The 19,062-nt window shown below is 69.8% G+C and carries 15 protein-coding genes; 12 read left to right on the top strand and 3 right to left on the bottom strand.

Translation table 11 applies throughout. The features are described 5' to 3' along the window. Positions 1-18 precede the first annotated feature (18 nt). Entirely contained in the window at positions 19-1,632 is a 1,614-nt protein-coding gene (locus tag FFK22_RS26795; RefSeq protein WP_138890794.1) for an ABC transporter substrate-binding protein, read from the top strand. A gap of 95 nt (positions 1,633-1,727) precedes the next feature. Here FFK22_RS26795 and groL read toward each other — a convergent pair whose 3' ends face one another. Together groL and groES are read right to left on the bottom strand one after the other, a co-directional pair. Further along, positions 1,728-3,356, bottom strand: a complete 1,629-nt coding sequence (gene groL, locus FFK22_RS26800) for a chaperonin GroEL (RefSeq protein WP_138890795.1) — start codon at positions 3,354-3,356, stop codon at positions 1,728-1,730. 26 nt (positions 3,357-3,382) lie between these two features. Beyond that, a complete protein-coding gene (gene groES / locus FFK22_RS26805) occupies positions 3,383-3,700 on the bottom strand; it encodes a co-chaperone GroES (RefSeq protein ID WP_138890796.1) in 318 nt (105 codons plus the stop codon). A gap of 576 nt (positions 3,701-4,276) precedes the next feature. Between groES and FFK22_RS26810 the strand changes: the two genes are divergently transcribed. The 9 genes from FFK22_RS26810 to FFK22_RS26850 are packed head-to-tail and all read left to right on the top strand — an operon-like array spanning position 4,277 to position 15,802. Further along, positions 4,277-5,635 (top strand): LLM class flavin-dependent oxidoreductase, encoded by a 1,359-nt coding sequence (locus FFK22_RS26810; RefSeq protein ID WP_138890797.1) that lies wholly within the window; start codon positions 4,277-4,279, stop codon positions 5,633-5,635. A 20-nt stretch (positions 5,636-5,655) separates the two neighbouring features. Then, positions 5,656-6,441: a DUF427 domain-containing protein gene (locus FFK22_RS26815; RefSeq protein ID WP_138890798.1), complete on the top strand. Its 786-nt coding sequence runs from the start codon at positions 5,656-5,658 to the stop codon at positions 6,439-6,441. Positions 6,442-6,484: 43 nt separating this feature from the next. After that, positions 6,485-8,137, top strand: a complete 1,653-nt coding sequence (locus FFK22_RS26820; protein WP_186002669.1) for an ABC transporter substrate-binding protein — start codon at positions 6,485-6,487, stop codon at positions 8,135-8,137. Between the two features lie 2 nt (positions 8,138-8,139). Continuing rightward, positions 8,140-9,090, top strand: a complete 951-nt coding sequence (locus FFK22_RS26825) for an ABC transporter permease (protein ID WP_138890799.1) — start codon at positions 8,140-8,142, stop codon at positions 9,088-9,090. Further along, complete coding sequence (locus tag FFK22_RS26830) at positions 9,087-9,932, top strand: ABC transporter permease (protein ID WP_138890800.1); 846 nt, start codon at positions 9,087-9,089, stop codon at positions 9,930-9,932. The genes FFK22_RS26825 and FFK22_RS26830 overlap by 4 nt, the downstream gene beginning before the upstream one ends. Next, positions 9,929-11,959: an ABC transporter ATP-binding protein gene (locus FFK22_RS26835; RefSeq protein WP_138890801.1), complete on the top strand. Its 2,031-nt coding sequence runs from the start codon at positions 9,929-9,931 to the stop codon at positions 11,957-11,959. Before FFK22_RS26830 ends, FFK22_RS26835 begins: the two co-directional genes overlap by 4 nt. Positions 11,960-11,985: 26 nt before the next feature. Then, positions 11,986-13,593, top strand: coding sequence for an ABC transporter substrate-binding protein (locus FFK22_RS26840; protein WP_138890802.1), 1,608 nt, complete (start codon positions 11,986-11,988; stop codon positions 13,591-13,593). A 23-nt stretch (positions 13,594-13,616) separates the two neighbouring features. Then, a complete protein-coding gene (locus FFK22_RS26845; protein WP_138890803.1) occupies positions 13,617-15,020 on the top strand; it encodes an aminotransferase in 1,404 nt (467 codons plus the stop codon). Then, positions 15,017-15,802, top strand: coding sequence for a carbon-nitrogen hydrolase family protein (locus tag FFK22_RS26850; RefSeq protein WP_221938876.1), 786 nt, complete (start codon positions 15,017-15,019; stop codon positions 15,800-15,802). The genes FFK22_RS26845 and FFK22_RS26850 overlap by 4 nt, the downstream gene beginning before the upstream one ends. A gap of 13 nt (positions 15,803-15,815) precedes the next feature. On the opposite strand, the gene FFK22_RS26855 is transcribed toward FFK22_RS26850, so the two are convergent. Further along, positions 15,816-16,529, bottom strand: a complete 714-nt coding sequence (locus FFK22_RS26855; RefSeq protein WP_221938877.1) for an FCD domain-containing protein — start codon at positions 16,527-16,529, stop codon at positions 15,816-15,818. Positions 16,530-16,711: 182 nt separating this feature from the next. Here FFK22_RS26855 and FFK22_RS26860 point away from each other — a divergent pair, with 182 nt between their 5' ends. Continuing rightward, on the top strand, positions 16,712-18,205 hold the full coding sequence (locus tag FFK22_RS26860; RefSeq protein WP_138890805.1) for an ABC transporter substrate-binding protein: 1,494 nt from the start codon (positions 16,712-16,714) through the stop codon (positions 18,203-18,205). After that, positions 18,202-19,056 carry an ABC transporter permease gene (locus FFK22_RS26865; RefSeq protein ID WP_138890806.1) on the top strand — a complete coding sequence of 285 codons (855 nt, stop codon included), beginning with the start codon at positions 18,202-18,204 and terminating at the stop codon, positions 19,054-19,056. Before FFK22_RS26860 ends, FFK22_RS26865 begins: the two co-directional genes overlap by 4 nt. The last annotated feature ends 6 nt before the right edge of the window (positions 19,057-19,062 follow it).

Below are 19,062 nucleotides of genomic sequence, written 5' to 3' on the forward strand. Positions count from 1 at the left end.
CCGCTCCAGGAGAGTCCCATGAGACGCCTTACGGCGCCGCTGCTCGGCGCCCTCTTGCTTCTGCCCGTTCTCGGCGGCGCCATCGCCGGCACGCCGCGCGACACCATCGTGGTGGCCAAGCAGATCGACCAGTTCATCTCGCTGGACCCGGCCGAGGCGTTCGAGCCGGGCGTCGGCGAGGTGACGGGCAACCTGTACGACCAGCTGGTCGGCTATCGCAGCGCCACCGACCCGACCATCGTCGGCGACCTGGCCGAATCCTGGTCGGTCGCCGATGACGGGCTGACCTTCCGCTTCACGCTGAAGCCCGGCCAGGCCTTCGCCAGCGGCAACCCGGTGACGGCGCAGGACGCCGCCTGGTCGCTGCAGCGCGCGGTGCGGCTGAACAAGTCGCCGGCCTTCATCCTGACCCAGTTCGGATTCACTCCCGACAACGCCGCGGACCGGATCCGGGCGGTCGACGACCGCACGCTGGAGATCCGGATCGACCAGCCGGTGGCGCCGACCTTCTTCCTCAACACCCTGACCGCCGGCGTGGCCTCGGTGGTCGATGCCAGGCTGGTACAGTCGAACGAGGCGCAGGGCGACCTCGGCAATGGCTGGCTGAAGGCCCACAGCGCCGGCAGCGGCCCCTATGCGGTGCAGCGCTGGGTGCCGAACGAGCGGGTGGTGCTGGACGGCAACCCGCATTGGCAGGGCAGTGGGGGGCAAGGCAGTGGGGGGCAGGCCACGGGGCCGAAGACGCCGCATCTGGTGATCCTGCATGTGCCCGAGCCGGCCAGCCAGCGGCTGCTGCTGGAGAAGGGCGATGTCGACTATGCCCGCGACCTGACCCGCGACCAGATCCTGGCCTTGAAGGATGCCTCCGGCGTGGCGGTGCAGAGCGAGGCCGGCGACCCGCTGCTGTATCTCGGCCTGAACCAGTCCAACCCGAACCTGGCCAAGCCCGAGGTGCGCGAGGCGCTGAAATGGCTGGTCGACTACAAGGGCATCGAGGACAGCCTGCTGAGCGGCACGTTCACGACGCATCAGAGCTTCCTGCCGACCGGCTATCTCGGCGCCGTCGACGACGCACCGTACCGGCTGGACGTCGACCGGGCCCGCGCCCTGCTGGCCCGCGCCGGGCTGCCCAATGGCTTTTCTGTCACCATCGACGTGCGCAACGTCGCCCCCTTCGCCGACATCGCCCAGGCGCTGCAGGCCAGCTTCGCCAAGGCCGGGATCAAGCTGGAGATCCTGCCCGGCGACGGCAAGCAGACCATCACCAAGTACCGGGCCCGTCAGCACGACATCTATATCGGCACCTGGGTGTCGGATTATCGCGACCCGCACAGCAACGCCGACGCCTTCGCCTTCGACAAGGATGCCGACGACGCCAACGCGCCGAAGACGCTGGCCTGGCGCAACCGCTGGCAAGATGCCGGCTGGAACCGGACCGTGACCGAGGCGCTGCGCGAGCCCGACGCGGCCAAGCGCGCCGCCCTCTACGGCCGGCTGCAGCGCGAGGTCCAGGCGGAAGGCCCCTATGTCCTGCTGTTCCAGCAGACCCTGGTGGCCGCCCACCGCACCGGCGTCGACGGCCTGGTCCTGCAGCCGAAGACCAGCTACGCCGCCGTGGTCAAGGCCGAGTGACCGGCCGCGCCGGCCGCCGCGGCGTCCCCGGAGCCTGACGGCAGAACGGCCGCGGAAAGATCCGCGGCTGTTCTTCACGATGCTCGGTTCGGGTCTCAGAAGTCGTAATCGCCGCCCGGCGCGGCCGGGGCGGCCGGCTTCTTCTCCACCTTCTCGGCGATCAGCGCCTCGGTGGTGATCAGCAGGCCGGCGACCGAGGCCGCGTCCTGCAGCGCGATCCGCACCACCTTGGCCGGGTCGATGATGCCGGCCTTCAAGAGGTCGGCGAACTCGCCCTTCTGGGCGTCGTAGCCGCGGTTGATGTCGGCGCCGTCGAGCAGCTTGCCGACCACGATCGACGCGTCGCCGCCGGCATTCTCGACGATCTGCCGCACCGGCGCCTGCAGGGCGCGGCGGACGATGTCGATGCCGACCCGCTCGTCGTCATTGGCGGCCTTCAGCTTCTCCAGCGCCTTGGTGGCGTAGAGCAGGGTGACGCCACCGCCCGGCACGACGCCTTCCGCGATCGCGGCGCGGGTCGCATGCACAGCGTCGTCGACCCGGTCCTTGCGCTCCTTCACCTCGACCTCGGTGGCGCCGCCCACCCGGATCACCGCGACGCCGCCGGTCAACTTGGCCAGCCGCTCCTGCAGCTTCTCGCGGTCATAGTCCGAGGAGGTCTCCCCGATCTGCGCCCGCAACTGGGCGATGCGGCCCTCGATCTCCCGTTTGCCGCCGGCCCCGTCCACGATCGTGGTCTCCTCCTTGGCGATCCGGATCCGCTTGGCGGTGCCGAGATAGTCGAGCGTGACATTCTCCAGCTTGATGCCGACATCCTCGGAGATCACCTGGCCCTTGGTCAGGACGGCGATGTCCTCGAGGATCGCCTTGCGCCGGTCGCCGAAGCCCGGGGCCTTGACCGCCGCGATCTTCAGGCCGCCGCGCAGCTTGTTGACCACCAGCGTGGCCAGTGCCTCGCCCTCGACATCCTCGGCGATGATCAGGAGCGGCCGGCCGCTCTGCACCACCGCCTCCAGCAGCGGCAGCAGCGGCTGCAGGGCCGTCAGCTTCTTCTCGTGGATCAGGATGTAGGGGTTTTCGAGCTCGGCGATCAGCTTCTCGGCATTGGTGATGAAGTAGGGCGACAGGTAGCCGCGGTCGAACTGCAGGCCCTCGACCACGTCCAGCTCGGTCTCCAGGCTCTTCGCCTCCTCGACCGTGATCACACCCTCATTGCCGACCTGCTTCACCGCCTGGGCGATGATGCGGCCGATCTCGGCCTCGCCATTGGCCGAGATGGTGCCGACCTGGGCGATCTCGTCATTGGTCGAGATCTTCTTGGCGCGGGCCTCGACCGCCTTGACCACGGCCTCGACCGCCTTGTCGATGCCGCGCTTGAGGTCGAGCGGGTTCAGCCCGGCCGCGACCGCCTTGGCGCCCTCGCGCACGATCGCCTGGGCCAGCACCGTGGCGGTGGTGGTGCCGTCGCCGGCCAGGTCGTTGGTCTTGGACGCGACCTCGCGCACCAGCTGGGCGCCCAGGTTCTCGAACTTGTCGGAGAGTTCGATCTCCTTGGCCACGGTCACGCCGTCCTTGGTGATGCGCGGCGCGCCGAACGACTTATCGATCACGACGTTGCGGCCCTTGGGCCCGAGCGTGACCTTGACCGCGTTGGCCAGGATGTCGACGCCGCGCAGGATGCGGTCGCGGGCGTCGGCGCTGAACTTGACGTCTTTGGCTGCCATGATGGTGTTCCTTCCTTCTCGCGGTCTCAGGCGGCCTTCTTCGAGGGGCGCTTGGCCGCCTCGAACACGCCGATGACGTCGGATTCCTTCAGCACCACGTAGTCGGTGCCCTCCAGCTTGATCTCGGTGCCCGACCATTTGCCGAACAGCACGCGGTCGCCGGCCTTGACGTCCAGCGGCTGCAGCTTGCCGGCCTCGTCGCGCAGGCCGGGGCCGACGGCGATCACCTCGCCCTCCTGCGGCTTCTCCTTGGCGGTGTCGGGGATGATGATCCCGCCCTTGGTCTTCTCGTCCTGGTCGAGGCGGCGGATCAGGACACGGTCGTGCAGCGGGCGAAACGACATGGATGTGCTCCTCGGATATCGGAAGGCGCGCAGCCGCGGCGACCCGCGGGGCAGGCGGCGCTTCCGGTTCGGACTGGAAGGGGTTGGTCGGCGGATCAGACCGAGCGACAGCGGCCGCGACAACACCGGCGCCCGGAGGCGGCCGGGATCGAGGCAGGCAGGCTGGCGAAAGCGGTCATCAGGCGAATCCGGCCGACGGCAATGGTGCCGACGAAGGTCGGCATGTGAATACCGTAGAAAATGTCATTTCCTTAAGTCAATATGAATTTTAATACATTATACTTATGTTCATATAACCAAGGGGACGAGCAGCACCGGCCGGGTGGGATCGCCGAACCGCTTGACCCAAGCCAAGCCCATATCCTGCTCCTCGCACAGCTCCGCCATGGTCGTCGCAATCCACCACGCAGGCAACCACCACAGGCGGCAGCACGCCGTAATTCAAAATTACACATTATAGATGTTTATTAGTAAAAATTTTACTCTTGATTCACATGTTATTCCGATGAACTACTGGAAAGGCGGTTTGCTCACAGCGATTGCCGCCAACCGCTCCCGATTTGCAAGGAGTGCGCGATGTCGCGCCGGCACCTCATCCTGAGTGCGTTCTTCTTCAATCCGCAGGGCGACCACCGCATGTCGTGGCGCCATCCCCGGGCGCCGGGCCGCGAGGTGTTCGGCCTCGACTACTACCGTGAGCTGGCCGAGACGGCGGAGCGCGCGAAGCTGGACACGCTGTTCATCGCCGACCATGTCGCGATCTGGGATTCGGTCGAGAGCGGCGTCGCCCACTACGCCAATGCGCGGCTGGAGCCGCTGACGCTGCTGTCGGCGCTGTCCGCCGTGACCCGCCATATCGGCCTGATCGCGACCGCGTCGTCCTCCTACAGCGAGCCGTACAACCTGGCGCGCTTCTTCGCCTCGCTCGACCATCTCAGCGGCGGCCGCGCCGCCTGGAACGTCGTCACCTCGGCGATGAACGAGGAGGCGCTGAACTTCGGCCGCGACGGCAATATCGAGCACGCCCACCGCTACGACCGGGCGGCCGAGTACCTCGACGTCGCCACGGCCCTGTGGGATTCGTGGGAAGACGAGGCGGTGCTGATCGACAAGGATTCCGGCTTCTACGCCGACCCCCAGCGGGTCCACCGCATCGACCATGCCGGGCCGCATTTCCGGGTGCGCGGGCCGCTGAACGTGCCGCGGCCGCCGCAGGGCCACCCGCTGATCGTCCAGGCCGGATCGTCGGAGGCCGGCAAGGATCTCGCCGCCGCCTATGCCGACGTCCATTTCGCCATCATCCGCAGCAACGAGGAAGGGCTGCGCTACCGCGCCGACATCAACGCCCGCCTGGCGCGGCACGGCCGCGCGCCCGACAGCTTCAAGATCCTGCCCGGCATCCTGCCGGTGGTGGCGGCGTCGGCCGCCGAGGCCAAGGAGCGGCAGGAGTTCCTGGAGACGCTGATGCTCGACAAGGTCGGGATCGACCTGCTGTCGAGCTGGGCCGGCATCGACCTGTCCGCCTATCCGCCGGACGGGCCGCTGCCGGACCTGCCGGACGAGAGCACCTTCAACGGCGGCCGCACCGCGCTGAACCGGGTCAAGGATCTGGCTCGGCAGAACGCCTCGATCCGCCAGATCGCCCGCAAGCTGTCGAACAGCGGGTCGGTGCCGACGGTGGCCGGCACGGCCAGGGAGGTCGCCGACCAGTTGGAGGCGTGGTTCGTCTCCGGCGCCGTCGACGGCTACAACCTGATGTTCCCGCTGCTGCCCGACGACTGGATCAACTTCACCCGGGATGTCGTGCCAGAGCTGCAGCGCCGAGGCCTGGTCCGGCAGGAGTACGAGCCCGGCACGCTGCGCGACCGCCTGGGCCTGCCGCGCCCCGCCAACCGCTTCGCCGCCGCCCGCGATGCCCGCCGCGCCGCCTCCTGATCACCCAGGGGAGACCCGTCATGTCCGTCGTGCCGATCCAACTTCCCCGCCTGGTGCCGCGCGAGAAATCGACCCCGCCGCTGTTCAACCTGCTGGCCAGCCCGAAGCGGATCCGCGCCGTGTTCAACGGCGCCACCATCGCCGACAGCCGCAGCGTTCTGGTGCTGCGCGGCAATCATTTCCTGCCGGTCTACTATTTCCCGCTGGCCGAGGTGCGGACCGAGGCGCTGCGTCCGTCGGACCACCACGAACGGCACGAGCAGGGCGGCATCGCCCGCTATTGGAACCTCACCGTCGGCGACCGCACCGCGGCCGACGCGGCCTGGGGCTATGAAGCACCCGAGCCGGCGGGGCTCGGCGCGCTGCAGGGCCACGTCGCCTTCCGCTGGAACGCGGTCGACGCCTGGTTCGAGGAGGATGAGGAGGTCTTCGTCCACGCCCGCGATCCCTATGCCCGGATCGACATCCTGCAGGGGTCGAGCCTGGTCGAGGTGCGGCTGGACGGCGAGCTGATCGCCCGCAGCGCCCGGCCCGTGCTGCTGTTCGAGACGCATCTGCCGACGCGCTATTACCTGCCGCCGGAGGATGTCCGGCTGGACCTGCTGCACCGGTCCGACAAGACCACGCGCTGTCCCTACAAGGGCACCGCCAGCTACTGGTCGGCCGAGATCGCCGGCCAGCGGCACCAGGACATCGCCTGGGACTATCTGACGCCGATCCCGGAGGCGATCCGGATCGCCGGGCTGATCTCGTTCTACCCCGACGCCGTCGACAGCATCACCCGCGACGGCGAACCCGTCGCCTGATCCCGCCGTCCCTGCCCTTCCCTTTCGACAAGCGAGACCGATCATGATCACGCGTCGCCGGACCCTCGATGTTTTACGCCGCCGCGCCGGCGCCCTGCCCTCCGCGCCGCTGTGGAACGCGGCGGTCGACGAATTCGCCGCCGGCGCCATCGGCCGCCGCGATCTGATGCGCTACGCCGCCCTGCTGGGCCTGGCCGGAACCGGGCTGGCGGCACCGGGCGCGCGGGCCCAGACGCCCGCGGGCAAGCCCGGCGGCACGGTCCGCGTCGGGCTGCTGACGCCGACCGGCGCGATCAACCCGGTGACCCTGGCCGACCCGCCGAGCATCGGCCTCGTGGCCCAGGTCGGCGAGTATCTGATCGTCGACGACCCGGACCTGACGCTGCGCCCGGGCCTGGCCGAGAGCTGGAAGAGCGATGCCGGCGCCAAGGTCTGGACCGTCACCATTCGCCGCGGCGTCAAGTTCCATGACGGACGGACCCTGAGCGCCCGCGACGTGGTCGCCACCTTCGAGCGGCTGACCGACCCGGCCACCGGCTCCCACGCCCTGTCGATCCTGGCCGGCATCCTGTCGAAGGGCGGCACCCGGCAGGTCGATGACGACACCGTCGAGTTCCGGCTGGACGCGCCGAACGGGAACTTCCCCTACCTGATCTCGTCCGACACCTACAACGCGGTGATCCTGCCGGCCGACTATGCCGGCGACTTCGAGTCGAACTTCAACGCCACCGGGCCGTTCAAGCTGGAGCAGTACACGCCGAAGGTCGGCGCCAGCTTCGTCCGCAACCCGGATTATTGGGGCCCGAAGGCGCTGCCCGACCGGGTCGAGTTCACCTTCTTCGCCGACGAGCCGTCGCAGGTGCTGGCGATCCAGGCCGGCCAGGTCGATATCATCAACTATTCGCCCCAGGGCGGGCAGGCGCTGCTGAACGACCCGGCCTACCGGATCCTCCGGGTCGGATCGAGCGCGCACACCCAGGTGCATCTGCGCACCGACCAGGGCCCCTTCCAGGACAAGCGGATCCGCCAGGCGCTGGCCCTGACCCTGAACCGCGAGGGGCTGGTGAAGGGGCTGCTGCAAGGCGACGGCGTGGTCGGCAACGACAGCCCGTTCTCGCCGCTGTTCCCGTCGACCGACCCGGCCGTGCCGCAGCGCAAGCAGGACGTCGCCAAGGCGAAGGCGCTGCTGGCGGAGGCCGGCGTGCCGGACGGCTTCGCCGTCACCCTGACCACGCAGAAGTTCGACGAGATCCCGGATTACGCGGTGCTGATCCAGAACGCGGCGCGCCAGATCGGCATCGCCATCGACCTGAACGTCAAGGACCAGGCGGCCTATTACGGCAAGGCCGTGTTCGGCCAGTCGGACTGGCTGGATTCCGTGCTCGGCATCACCGATTACGGCCATCGCGGCACGCCGAACGCGGTGCTGAACGCCGCCTTCCGCAGCACCGGCAGCTGGAACGCCGCGCATTTCAAGAACCCGGACTACGACCGGCTGCTGGCCGACTACACCTCGGCGCTGGACCTGCCGGCGCAACGCGCCGCCGCGGGCAGGCTGCAGGCCTTCCTGCTGGAGGAGACGCCGGTCATCATTTCCTACTTCTCCGACTCGCTGAAGGTGACCAGCGCGGCGCTCAGCGGCGTCCGCTACACCGCCATCTCGCAGCTTTACTTCGACCAGGCCTCCTTCGCGTGAGAATGGCCCGGCCCCTGCTGGTCCGGCTGCTCCAGTTGCTGGCCACGCTGTGGATCCTCAGCGTGCTGGTCTTCGCCGGCGGCCAGTTGCTGCCCGGCGATGTCGGGCGGGCGATCCTGGGGCCCTTCGCGGATGCCCGTGCGGTCGAGGCGCTGAACCACCAGCTCGGCGCCGACCGGCCCGCGGTCGTCCAGTACTGGGACTGGCTGAGCCATGCGGTGCAGGGCGATTTCGGCAACTCCCTCGCCTTCCGCCGGCCGGTCGCGCCCTTCGTCGCGACGGCGCTGGAGAACTCGCTGAAGCTGGCCGCGGTGGTGATCGTCGTGGTCGTGCCGCTCGGCATCGCCGGCGGCGTCGTGGCGGCATTGCGGGCCGGCCGGGCGCCCGACCGCGTCATCAGTCTGTTCGGCCTGTCGACCTCGGTGATCCCGGAATTCGTGTCGTCCCTGCTGCTGATCATGGCCTTCGGCGTGTGGTTGCGCTGGCTGCCGATCAGCGCCACCGCGCCGGCCGGGGCCGGGATCGGCACCCAGGTCACGCATCTGATCCTGCCGGCGCTGCCGCTGGTGCTGGTGCTGTTCGGCTACATCGCCCGGATGGCCCGGGCCGGGACGGTCGAGGCGCTGGCCGCCGACTACACCCGCACGGCCGTGCTGAAGGGTCTGCCGCAGCACACCGTGGTGTGGCGCCACGTGCTGCGCAACGCCCTGACGCCGACGATCGCGGTGGTCTTCACCCAGGCCGGCAACCTGATCGGCGGCCTGGTCGTGGTCGAGACCCTGTTCCGCTACCAGGGCATCGGCGGGCTGATCTACGGCGCCGCCAGGACCAAGGATTTCCCGATGCTGCAGGCCGGGGTGCTGGTCGCCGGCGCGGCCTATGCCGTGGCCGGGCTGGTCGGCGACGTCGTCGCCACCGCCCTCGACCCCCGGCTGCGCCGGGCCGCCGCATGACCGCGCAGACCGAATCCGCCATCCGCGTCCCGGCGCGATCCTTCGCCCCCTCCGCCACCCTGGTGGTCGGCATCCTGATCATTGGCGTCTGGGCCGCCTGCGCCGTGCTCGGCGACCGGTTCGTGCCGTTCGACCCCTACGCCGACGACCTGATGAATGCGCTGGCGCCGCCCTCGGCGGAGCACTGGTTCGGCACCGACCGCTTGGGCCGCGACGTGTTCTCCCGCGTCGTCGTCGGCGCCCGCGACATCCTGGCCGTGGCGCCGCTGGCGACGCTGCTGGGCGCGGTGCTGGGCACGCTGCTGGGCCTCATCACCGGCTATTTCGCGGGACTGGTCGACGGCGCGATCAGCCGCGTCCTGGATGCCTTGCTGGCCCTGCCGACGGTGATCGTCGCCCTGATGGCGCTGGCGGCGCTGGGCGCTTCGAATGTCACCGTCATCGTGGTGATCGGCCTGCTCTACGCCCCGCTGATCGCCCGCACCGTGCGGGCCGCCGTCCGCGCCGAGCGGGAGAAGGAGTATGTCGCCGCGGCCCAGCTTTCCGGCGAGAACCCGCTGACCATCATGCTGGCCGAGATCCTGCCCAATGTGTTGCCGCCAATCATGGTCGAGGTCACGCTGCGCCTGGGCTACGCTATCTTCTCGGTGGCGACGCTGAGCTTCCTCGGCTTCGGCATCCAGCCGCCTTCGGCCGATTGGGGGCTGTCGATCGCCGAGAACTACGCCCTGATCGGCGGCGGCTACTGGTGGACCGTGCTGTTCGACGGGCTGGCGACGATCTCGCTGGTGGTCGGGGTCAACCTCGCCGCCGACGGCGTCGAACGGGCCCTTGCCGAATGACCGCGCCCGACGCCCTGCCCCCCGCCGCCCTGACGATCGATGCGCTCGAAATCGCCTACCGGGTCCGCGGCCGGGACCGCGCGGTGCTGCGCGACGTCAGCTTCGCCATCGCGCCGGGCGAGGCCTATGGCCTGGTCGGCGAATCCGGCTGCGGCAAGAGCACCGTGGCCCTGGCGGCGATGCGCTATCTGCCGGCGAACGGGCACGTGCGCGGCGGCCGCATCCTGGTGGCGGGGCAGGACATCGCCGGTCTCGCCCCGCGCGAGTTGCGCCGGCTGCGGGCCGGGCCGGTGTCGATGGTCTACCAGGATCCGGGCCACGCCCTGAACCCGGGCTTGAGCATCGGCCGCCAGATCGCCGAGGCCTTCGAGACCGCGGGCGCCCGGCCGGCCGAGGCGCGCGACCGGGCACACGACATGCTGCAGCGGGTGCAGATCGCCGATCCCGGCCGGGTGATGGACCTGTACCAGCACCAGCTGTCCGGCGGCATGCAGCAGCGGGTGGTGATCGCCATGGCGCTGGCCGGCGACCCGTCGCTCTTGATCCTGGACGAGCCGACCACCGGCCTGGACGCCACGGTCGAGGCCGAGATCCTAGAGCTGATCGGCCGGCTGCGGCGCGAGTTCGGGACCGCGCTGCTGTTCATCAGCCACAACCTGCCGCTGGTCGGGCGGATCTGCGACCGCATCGGCGTGCTGTATGCCGGCGCCCTGGTCGAGGAAGGCCCGACCCGGGCGCTGTTCGACCAGCCGCGCCACCCCTACACCGCCGGCCTGCTGCGCTGCCTGCCCCAGCCGGGACGGCACAAGGCGCGCAACCGGCTGGACGTGATTCCGGGCGGGCTGCCGGCCCCCGGCACCGGAACCCGCGGCTGCGTCTTCGCCGAGCGCTGCGCCCTGGTCCAGCCGCGCTGCCGGGACGAGGCCCCGCCCCTGCATCGTCTGGTGGACGGGCGCAGCAGCCGCTGCCATCTGCACGACCGGACGCCGGAGCTGTTCCTGGCGCCGCCGCCCGCCCCCGCAGCGCATCCGGCGGCCGCGGCCGGGGGGCCGGTGCTGGCGGTGCGAAACCTGTCCAAGACCTACGGCCAGGCGAAGGCGCTGGACGATGTCAGCTTCGACCTCCGGCCGGGCGAGACGCTGGGCCTGGTCGGCGAATCCGGCAGCGGCAAGTCGACCCTGGCCCATCTGCTGCTGGGGCTGGCCGCCCCCGATCCCGGCGGCCGGATCGAGCTGGACGGCGCCGCCCTGCCCCCCCGCGCCGTGCGGCGCAGCCGGGCCCAGGTCAAGGCGCTGCAGATCGTGTTCCAGAATCCCGGGGCGTCGCTGAACCCGTCGCGCAGCGTCGGCCGGGTGCTGGGGCGGGCGCTGCGCCGCCTGGCCGGGCTGCGCGCCGCCGGCCCACGCCGCGACCGGCTGCGCGAGCTGGCGCAGGCGGTGCGGCTGGGGCCGGACCACCTCGCCGCCCGGCCGCGCCGGCTGTCGGGCGGGCTGAAGCAGCGCGCCGCGATCGCCCGCGCCTTCGCCGGCGAGCCGAAGGTGGTGGTCTGCGACGAGCCGACCTCGGCGCTCGACGTCTCGGTCCAGGCCTCGATCCTGAACCTGCTGGCCGACCTCCAGGCCCGGCGCGGCGTCAGCTACGTCTTCATCTCGCACGACCTGGGCGTGGTCCGCTTCCTGGCCGACCGGATCGGCGTGCTGTATCGCGGCCGATTGGTCGAGATCGGACCGGCCGACCGGGTCTGGTCCGGGCCGCACCACCCCTACTCCGAGGCGCTGCTGTCGGCCGCCGCCCACGGTGCGGCGGCGTCGATCCCCGCCGGTCCGGCGCCGGCCGCGGGATCGCCGGGTTGTCCCTTCCACAGCCGCTGCCCGCACAAGCTCGGCCCGGTCTGCGAGCAGGTCGAGCCGCCGCTGCGGGATGCCGGGCCGGGGCACGGCATCCGCTGCCACCTGGCCGTCGAGCAGTTGGAACGGATCGCGCGCGGCGAGACGCCGGCGAAAAGCGCCCGCCGGATGGCCTCATAGACCTCATTGCCCAAAGGAAGGCTTCCATGACGACGCATTTCAACGCCTGGAAAGTCCGCCTGCCCGCCGTGATCGCCGTGCTGGCGGCGCTGGCACTCCCCACCCCGGCGCCGGCGGCGACACCCAAGGACACGCTGGTCATCGCCAAGAACATCGACGACATCATCAGCCTGGATCCGGCCGAGGTGTACGAGTATTCGGGCGGCGAGCTGGTCAACAACATCTATGACCGGTTGTTCACCTACGAGCCTGGCGACTTCACAAAGTTGGTCGGCGACGTGGTCGAGAGCTGGACCATCGCCGATGACGGCCGGGCCTTCACCTTCCGGATCCGGCCCGGACTGATCTTCCATTCCGGCCGGCCGGTGACGGCAGGCGACGCCGCCTTCTCGCTGCAGCGCGTGGTCCAGCTCGGCAAGACTCCGGCCTTCATCCTGACCCAGTTCGGCTGGACCAAGGACAATGTCGCCGAGCGGGTCACGGCCAAGGATCCGCAGACCCTGAGCATCGCCATCGACAAATCCTATGCGCCCAGCTTCGTGCTCACGGCGCTGTCGGCGGCGGTCGCCTCGGTGGTCGATCGCGAGGAGGTGCTGGCCCATCAGGCCGGCGGCGATCTCGGCTCCGCCTGGCTGCAGAACCACTCCGCCGGCTCCGGCGCCTATCGCCTGGTCGGCTGGAAGCCGAACGAATCCGTGACGCTGGAGGCCAACCCGCAGTTCCACCGCGGCGCGGCGCCGCTGAAGCGAGTGGTGCTGCGCCATGTGCCGGAGCCGGCGTCGCAGCTTCTGCTGCTGCAGAAGGGCGACACCGACATCGCCCGCGACCTGACCCCGGACCAAGTCAAGACCGCTCAGGCCGATGCCGCGCTGGCGCTGGCCTCGAGCCCGAAGACCAACATCCAGTATCTCGGCCTGAACCAGAGCGTCACGGCGCTGGCCAACCCGAAGGTGCGGCAGGCGATCCGCTGGGCGATCGACTACCAGGGCATCGCCGCCAACCTGCTGAAGGGGCAGTTCATCGTCCACCAGGCCTTCTGGGGCCGCGGCTCGGGCGGCTCGCTCGACGACACGCCGTTCCACCTCGACATCGCTAAGGCCAAGGCGCTGCTGGCGGAGGCGGGCTATGCCAGCGGCTTCGCCCTCAGCCTCCACACCGCCAGCTCCTCGCCCGACACCGAGATCGCGCAGTCGCTGCAATCGACCTTCGCCCAGGCCGGGATCACCCTGACCCTGGTCCCGAGCGAGAAGAAGCAGCTGTTCACCAAGTACCGGGCCCGGCAGCACGAGGCGGTGCTGGTGCCGTGGTCGCCGGATTATCTCGACATCCACTCCACCGCCGACTTCTTCACCCGCAACACCGACGATTCCGACACTGCGGCGGCGAAGAACGCGGCCTGGCGCAATCACTGGCTGATCCCGGAGCTGACCCAGGAGACCGACGCGGCGCTGCTGGAGAACGACGCCGCCCGGCGCGCCGCCCGCTATCTCGAGCTGCAGCGCAAGGTGCAGGCGGACTCGCCCTATGTGGTGCTGTTCCAGCAGATCGAGCAGATCGCGCTCCGCCGCGACGTGAAGGGCTTCGTCCTGGGGCCGAGCTGGGACACGCCGGTCTACTGGCAGGCTTCAAAGTAATCCTTCGACCGCGAGAACCGACCATGCCTTCCGAGCTGTCGACGACCCGACGGAACCTGACCGCCGACGCGGCGCGCGACATCGCCCATGTCGTCCATCCTTACACCAACCTGGCGGAGCACCGGCAGGTCGGGCCGCTGATCATCGAGCGCGGCGAGGGCGTGTTCGTCCAGGACGAGCACGGGCGGCGCTATCTGGAAGGCATGGCCGGGCTGTGGTCGGTCTCGCTCGGCTATTCCGAGAAGCGGCTGGCCGAGGCGGCCGCCCGCCAGTTCGAGCGGCTGCCCTATGCCCCGATCTTCAACAACCGGTCGCACCAGCCGGGCATCGACCTGGCCGAGGCCCTGGTCAAGATCGCGCCGGCGGGGCTGAATCACGTCCTGTTCGCCAATTCCGGCTCGGAGGCGAACGACCAGGCCGGCAAGATCGTCTGGTACCACAACAACCAGATCGGCCGGCCGGCGAAGAAGAAGCTGATCGCCCGTTACCACGGCTATCACGGCGTCACCGTCCTGTCCGGCAGCCTGACTGGGCTCACCCCGGTGCATGCGGATTTCGACCTGCCGCTGCCCGGGGTCCTGCACACCGACGCGCCCAGCCGCTACCACTATGGCCACGACGGCGAGACCGAGGACGAGTTCCTCGACCGCATCGCCGGCAATCTGGAGGCGCTGATCCAGCGCGAGGGGCCGGAGACGATCGCCGCCTTCTTCGCCGAGCCGGTCAATGGCGGCGGCGGCGTGATCGTGCCCCCGCCCGGCTATTTCGCGCGGATCCAGGCGCTGCTGCGCAAATACGACATCCTGTTCGTGGTCGACGAGGTGATCACCGGCTTCGGCCGCACCGGCGAGATCTTCGGCTCCTTCACCTACGACCTGAAGCCGGACATCCTGACCGCGGCCAAGGCGCTGTCCTCCTCCTACCTGCCGATCTCGGCCGTGCTCCTGACCGACGCGATCTATGAGAGCCTGGTCGCCGGCAGCGCCAGGAACGGCGCCTTCGCCCACGGTGTCACCTATGCCGCCCATCCGGTGGCCGCCGCCGTCGCGCTGGAGACCCTGAAGATCTATGAGGAGCGCGACATCGTCGGCCATGTCCGGCAGGTCTCGCGCCGGTTCCAGGAACGCCTGCGCGGCTTCAGCGGCCATCCGATCGTCGGCGAGGCCCGCGGCGTCGGCCTGCTCGGCGCGGTCGAGTTGAGCCGCGAAGCCGGCCGGCGGCAACCCTTCGAGGCCAAGTCCGGGCTCGGCCGCTTCGTCGCCGACCGGGCGCTGGAGCACGGAATCATCCTGCGCAATCTCGGCGACGCCATCGCCTTCTGCCCGCCGCTCATCATCACCGAGGACGAGATCGACCTCCTGTTCGACGGCTTCGCCAGGGCGCTTGACGAAGGGCTGGACCATGCCCGCCGGGGCGGATGGTCGTGACGACCTGCGCGACGACCTGCGCGTTCGTCGAATGGCCCGAGGGGCTCGAACCGGCCGGCGCCCGGTGGGACGTCCTGCGCCGGCAAATCGAGGCGTTGCGGCCGGACATCCTGGTCACAAACGAGATGCCGTTCGGTCGGTGGCTTCCGGATGCGGACAGCTTCGACGCCGATGCGGCGCATTGCAGCGTGTCTTTGCATGAGCTCGGGATCGATGCCCTCGCCGCGATCGGGGTGCCGGCCGTGATCTCGTCCCGGCCCGTCTGGGCGGGCGACCGGCTGGCGAACGAGGCTTTCGCCCTCGCCGGCGGCCGGGTCACGCCGCTGCACCGCAAGCAGTATTTCCCCGAGGAGGCGGGCTGGTACGAGGCGACCTGGTTCCGCGGTGACGCCGGCGGCTTCGCCATCCATGAGGTGGCCGGCCTCAGGGTCGGCGTCCTGCTCTGCACCGAGCTGATGTTCAACGAACGCGCCCGCCGCTATCGCCGCGCCGGGGCAGATCTGATCGTGGTGCCGCGGGCCACGGGGCTGGCGAACGCCAGCTGGTTCACCGCCGGCGCCATGGCGGCGATCGTGTCGGGCAGCTATGTCGTCAGCTCGAACCGTGTCGGCGACGGGGCGGGCGGCCCGGCCTTCGGCGGCCGCGGCTTCGCCTTCGCTCCGGACGGCAGCCCTCTCGCTGAAACATCGGCCGTGGAGCCCGTGAAGATCATCGCCCTGGATGTCGCGGCCGCACGACGGCAGAAGGCGGAATATCCCTGCTATGTCGCCGACGCCGATTGAGCGGCCGTCAATGTCAGGGCACGACCAGCAACGGCAGGTCCTGCCGCTCGGCTGCCGCCGGCTCGTCGAAGCCGAAATGCTCCATCACCAGCGAGGTGCCGTCGTCGATCGCCTGCTCCAGCGCTGCCCGGGCGCGTGGGGCGTCCCCCGCCCGCAGCGCCTCGAGCAGGACGTCGTGATTGTGCCGGCCGCCGGCCTCGAGCCGCGGCTGCGGATAGAGGTAGTTGAAGCACGGTCCGATCTGCATCCACAGCTGCTCGATCAGGCCGAGCAGCGCCGGCATCCCGGCGAGGCCGTAGAGGGAGAAGCGGAATGCCCGGTTGGCCTTGAGCGCGTCGCCGGCCCGGCCATCCGCCTTGGCCGCGCGGAAGGCCTCGTTCAATCGGTCCAGCGTCGCGAAACCGTCCGCGTCGATCCGGCCGCACGCCGCCTCGACCGCCAGCCCTTCCAGTGACTTCCGGATGGTGGCGATCTCGCGATAGCGCTCGCGGGTCACCACCGGCACCTGGAATGCCTGCGCCGGCGCCGCGTCGAGGGCGCCGGCCGCCACCAGCTTCAGCAGCGCCTCACGCACCGGGGTCAGGCTGGTCCCGAGCTGGCGCGCCAGCTCGCGGGTGTTCAGCCGCTGGCCGGGCCTGAGCGCACCGGACATCAGCGCCTCGCGCAGCTGGCTTTCGACGAAGGCCGTCAGGCTGGCGCGCGGCGCCTCGCTCAGCACGAAGCTCACCACCGTTTCTCCATCGCCGACACCCCGCGCACCCTCGTCAACTCGACCGGCAATATAGCCGTTGTCGGCCTCGGATACATGATATATCGTATTTTCACAGGCGAGGATGCATCGCCGAAAATAATCCCATAAGAAATTTGTCTTTCTTGCTCGTGGCCAACAGGCCCGTTCGGAGGAACAGGATGAGGACTTCGAGGCAACTGGCCGCTGCGGCCCTTCTCGCCTGGGCGGTCGGCACGGGCGCCGCCTTCGGCAACGAGTTGGTGATCGCCCGGCCGGTCTCGCCGGCGGCGATGGATCCGGGCTTCCTGCGCGAGGCGGCGACGATCGTCGACAACATCTTCGACACGCTGGTGCTGCGCGACCCGGACATGAAGCTGGTGCCGGGGCTGGCCGAATCCTGGTCGGCGGTCGACGACACGACCTGGGAGTTCAAGCTGCGGCCCGGCGTGCGCTTCACCAATGGCGAGCCCTTCGACGCCGCGGCGGTGAAGTTCACCCTCGACCGCATCCTCGACCCCGCGGCCAAGGCGCCCACCATTTCCTACATCCGCACCATCGCCGGCGTGGACGTGGTCGACGAGCACACGGTGCGGATCCGGACCACGGCACCGGACCCGCTGCTGCCGACGCGGATGAGCCGCTACCCCGCCTATATCGTGCCGCCGAAATACCTGCAGGAGGTCGGGCCCGAGGCCTTCGCCCGCAAGCCGGTCGGCACCGGCCCCTACAGGCTGACCGAGTTCGTGCCCGACGACCGGGTCGTGCTCGAGGCCAATCCGGATTATTGGCGCGGCAAGCCGGCGATCGACCGGGTGGTGTGGCGGCCGATCCCGGAAGCGACCGCCCGCGTCGCCGCCCTGCTGACCGGCGAGGCCCAACTGATCGAAGGCGTGCCGGCCGAGATGGTCGACACGGTGGGCCAGAGCGGCGACGCCGACCTGATCCAGGTCAAGAACGGCGGGCTGACCATCTATCTCGGCCTCAAATCCGCGGCCAAGCCGCTCGACGACGTCCGCGTCCGCCAGGCCCTATCGCTGGCCATCGACCGCAAGGCGATCGTCGACAACTTGCTGCACGGCCTGGCGACCCCGAGCGGCACCCCGGTCGGGACGCATGATTTCGGCTACCTGCCGGTCGATGCGCCGGCCGCCGACCCGGCCAAGGCGAAGGCCCTACTGGCCGAGGCCGGCTACCCGGACGGCTTCGAGATCCAGATGCAGGCGCCGCGGCGCTACATCAACAGCGCCGAGGTCGCCCAGGCGATCGTCCAGCAATTCGCCGCGGTCGGGGTCAAGGCCGCGCTCGATATCCCCGAATGGTCGGTCTATTCGCAGAAGGTGCCGGCCGGCCAGCAGGCGCCGGTCTACATGCTAGGCTGGGGGTCGACCCAGACGCTGGACGCCGATGCCGCGACCTATGCGATACTGCGCTCGGGCGAGCCCTATTCGACCGTGTCGCTGCCGGATCTCGACGCCCTGCTCGACCAGAGCCGCCGCACCATCGACCCGGCGGCACGGGCGGAGGTCCTGCACAAGATCCAGACCGTGACCGCCGAGCAGGTGCCGGTGATCCCGCTCTACCAGGAGGATTCGCTCTACGCCAAGAGCAAGTCGGTCGACTTCGTTGGACGGCCGGATGCGCGCATCCCGGTCTACGACATCCGCCTCCATTGATCCGTGCGACGCCAGCACGGCGGCGGCGCCGGAGCTTCACGGGCGACGTCCTGGTCGGCGCCCCGCTGCTGCTCGCCGTGCTCGCTCTGGCGGCCTTCGGCCCGCTGCTGTGGCCGCCGGATCCGATCACCGCCGACATCACCGCGACCTTCAAGCCGCCGATGACGGTGGTGGCCGGGGCGCTGCACCCGCTGGGCACCGACCAGCTCGGCCGCGACCTGCTGGCCCGCATCATCGCCGGCACCCGGCTGTCGCTGGTCATCGTGCTGCTGGCCGGGACCATCGCGGTGATCCTGGGCACGCTGCTGGGGCTGGTCTCCGGCTTCTTCGGCGGCTGGACCGACCGGATCGTCATGCGCCTGGTCGACATCCAGCTGTCGATCCCCTTCATCCTCTTGATCCTGCTGGTGGTCGCGGTGGTCGGCCCCAGCATCCTGAACCTGGTGCTGATCCTCGGCATCACCGGCTGGGCGATCTTCGCCCGCATGGCGCGCGCCAAGACGCTGGAGGTCAAGGCGCTCGACTTCGTCCGCGCGGCGCGGGCGCTGGGCGTGCCGACCTCAGGCATCCTGTTCCGCCACGTCCTGCCCAACATCCTGACGCCGCAGATCGTGCTGATGACGCTCGACCTGCCGCGGCTGGTGGTGCTGGAGGCGTCGGTCGGCTTCCTCGGCCTCGGCGTACAGCCGCCGACCGCGACGCTGGGCAACCTGATCGGCGAGGGCCGCTCGTACATCCTGATGGCGGACTGGATCGTGCTGTATCCCGGGCTGGTGATCGCCGCGCTGGTGGTCGGCTGCAACCTGGTCGGCGACTGGCTGATCCGCCGCACCAACGTGCGGATCGACTGAGGCGCC

It is taken from the genome of Mycobacterium sp. KBS0706 (genome assembly GCF_005938675.2).
Classification (GTDB): Bacteria; Pseudomonadota; Alphaproteobacteria; order DSM-16000; family Inquilinaceae; genus Inquilinus.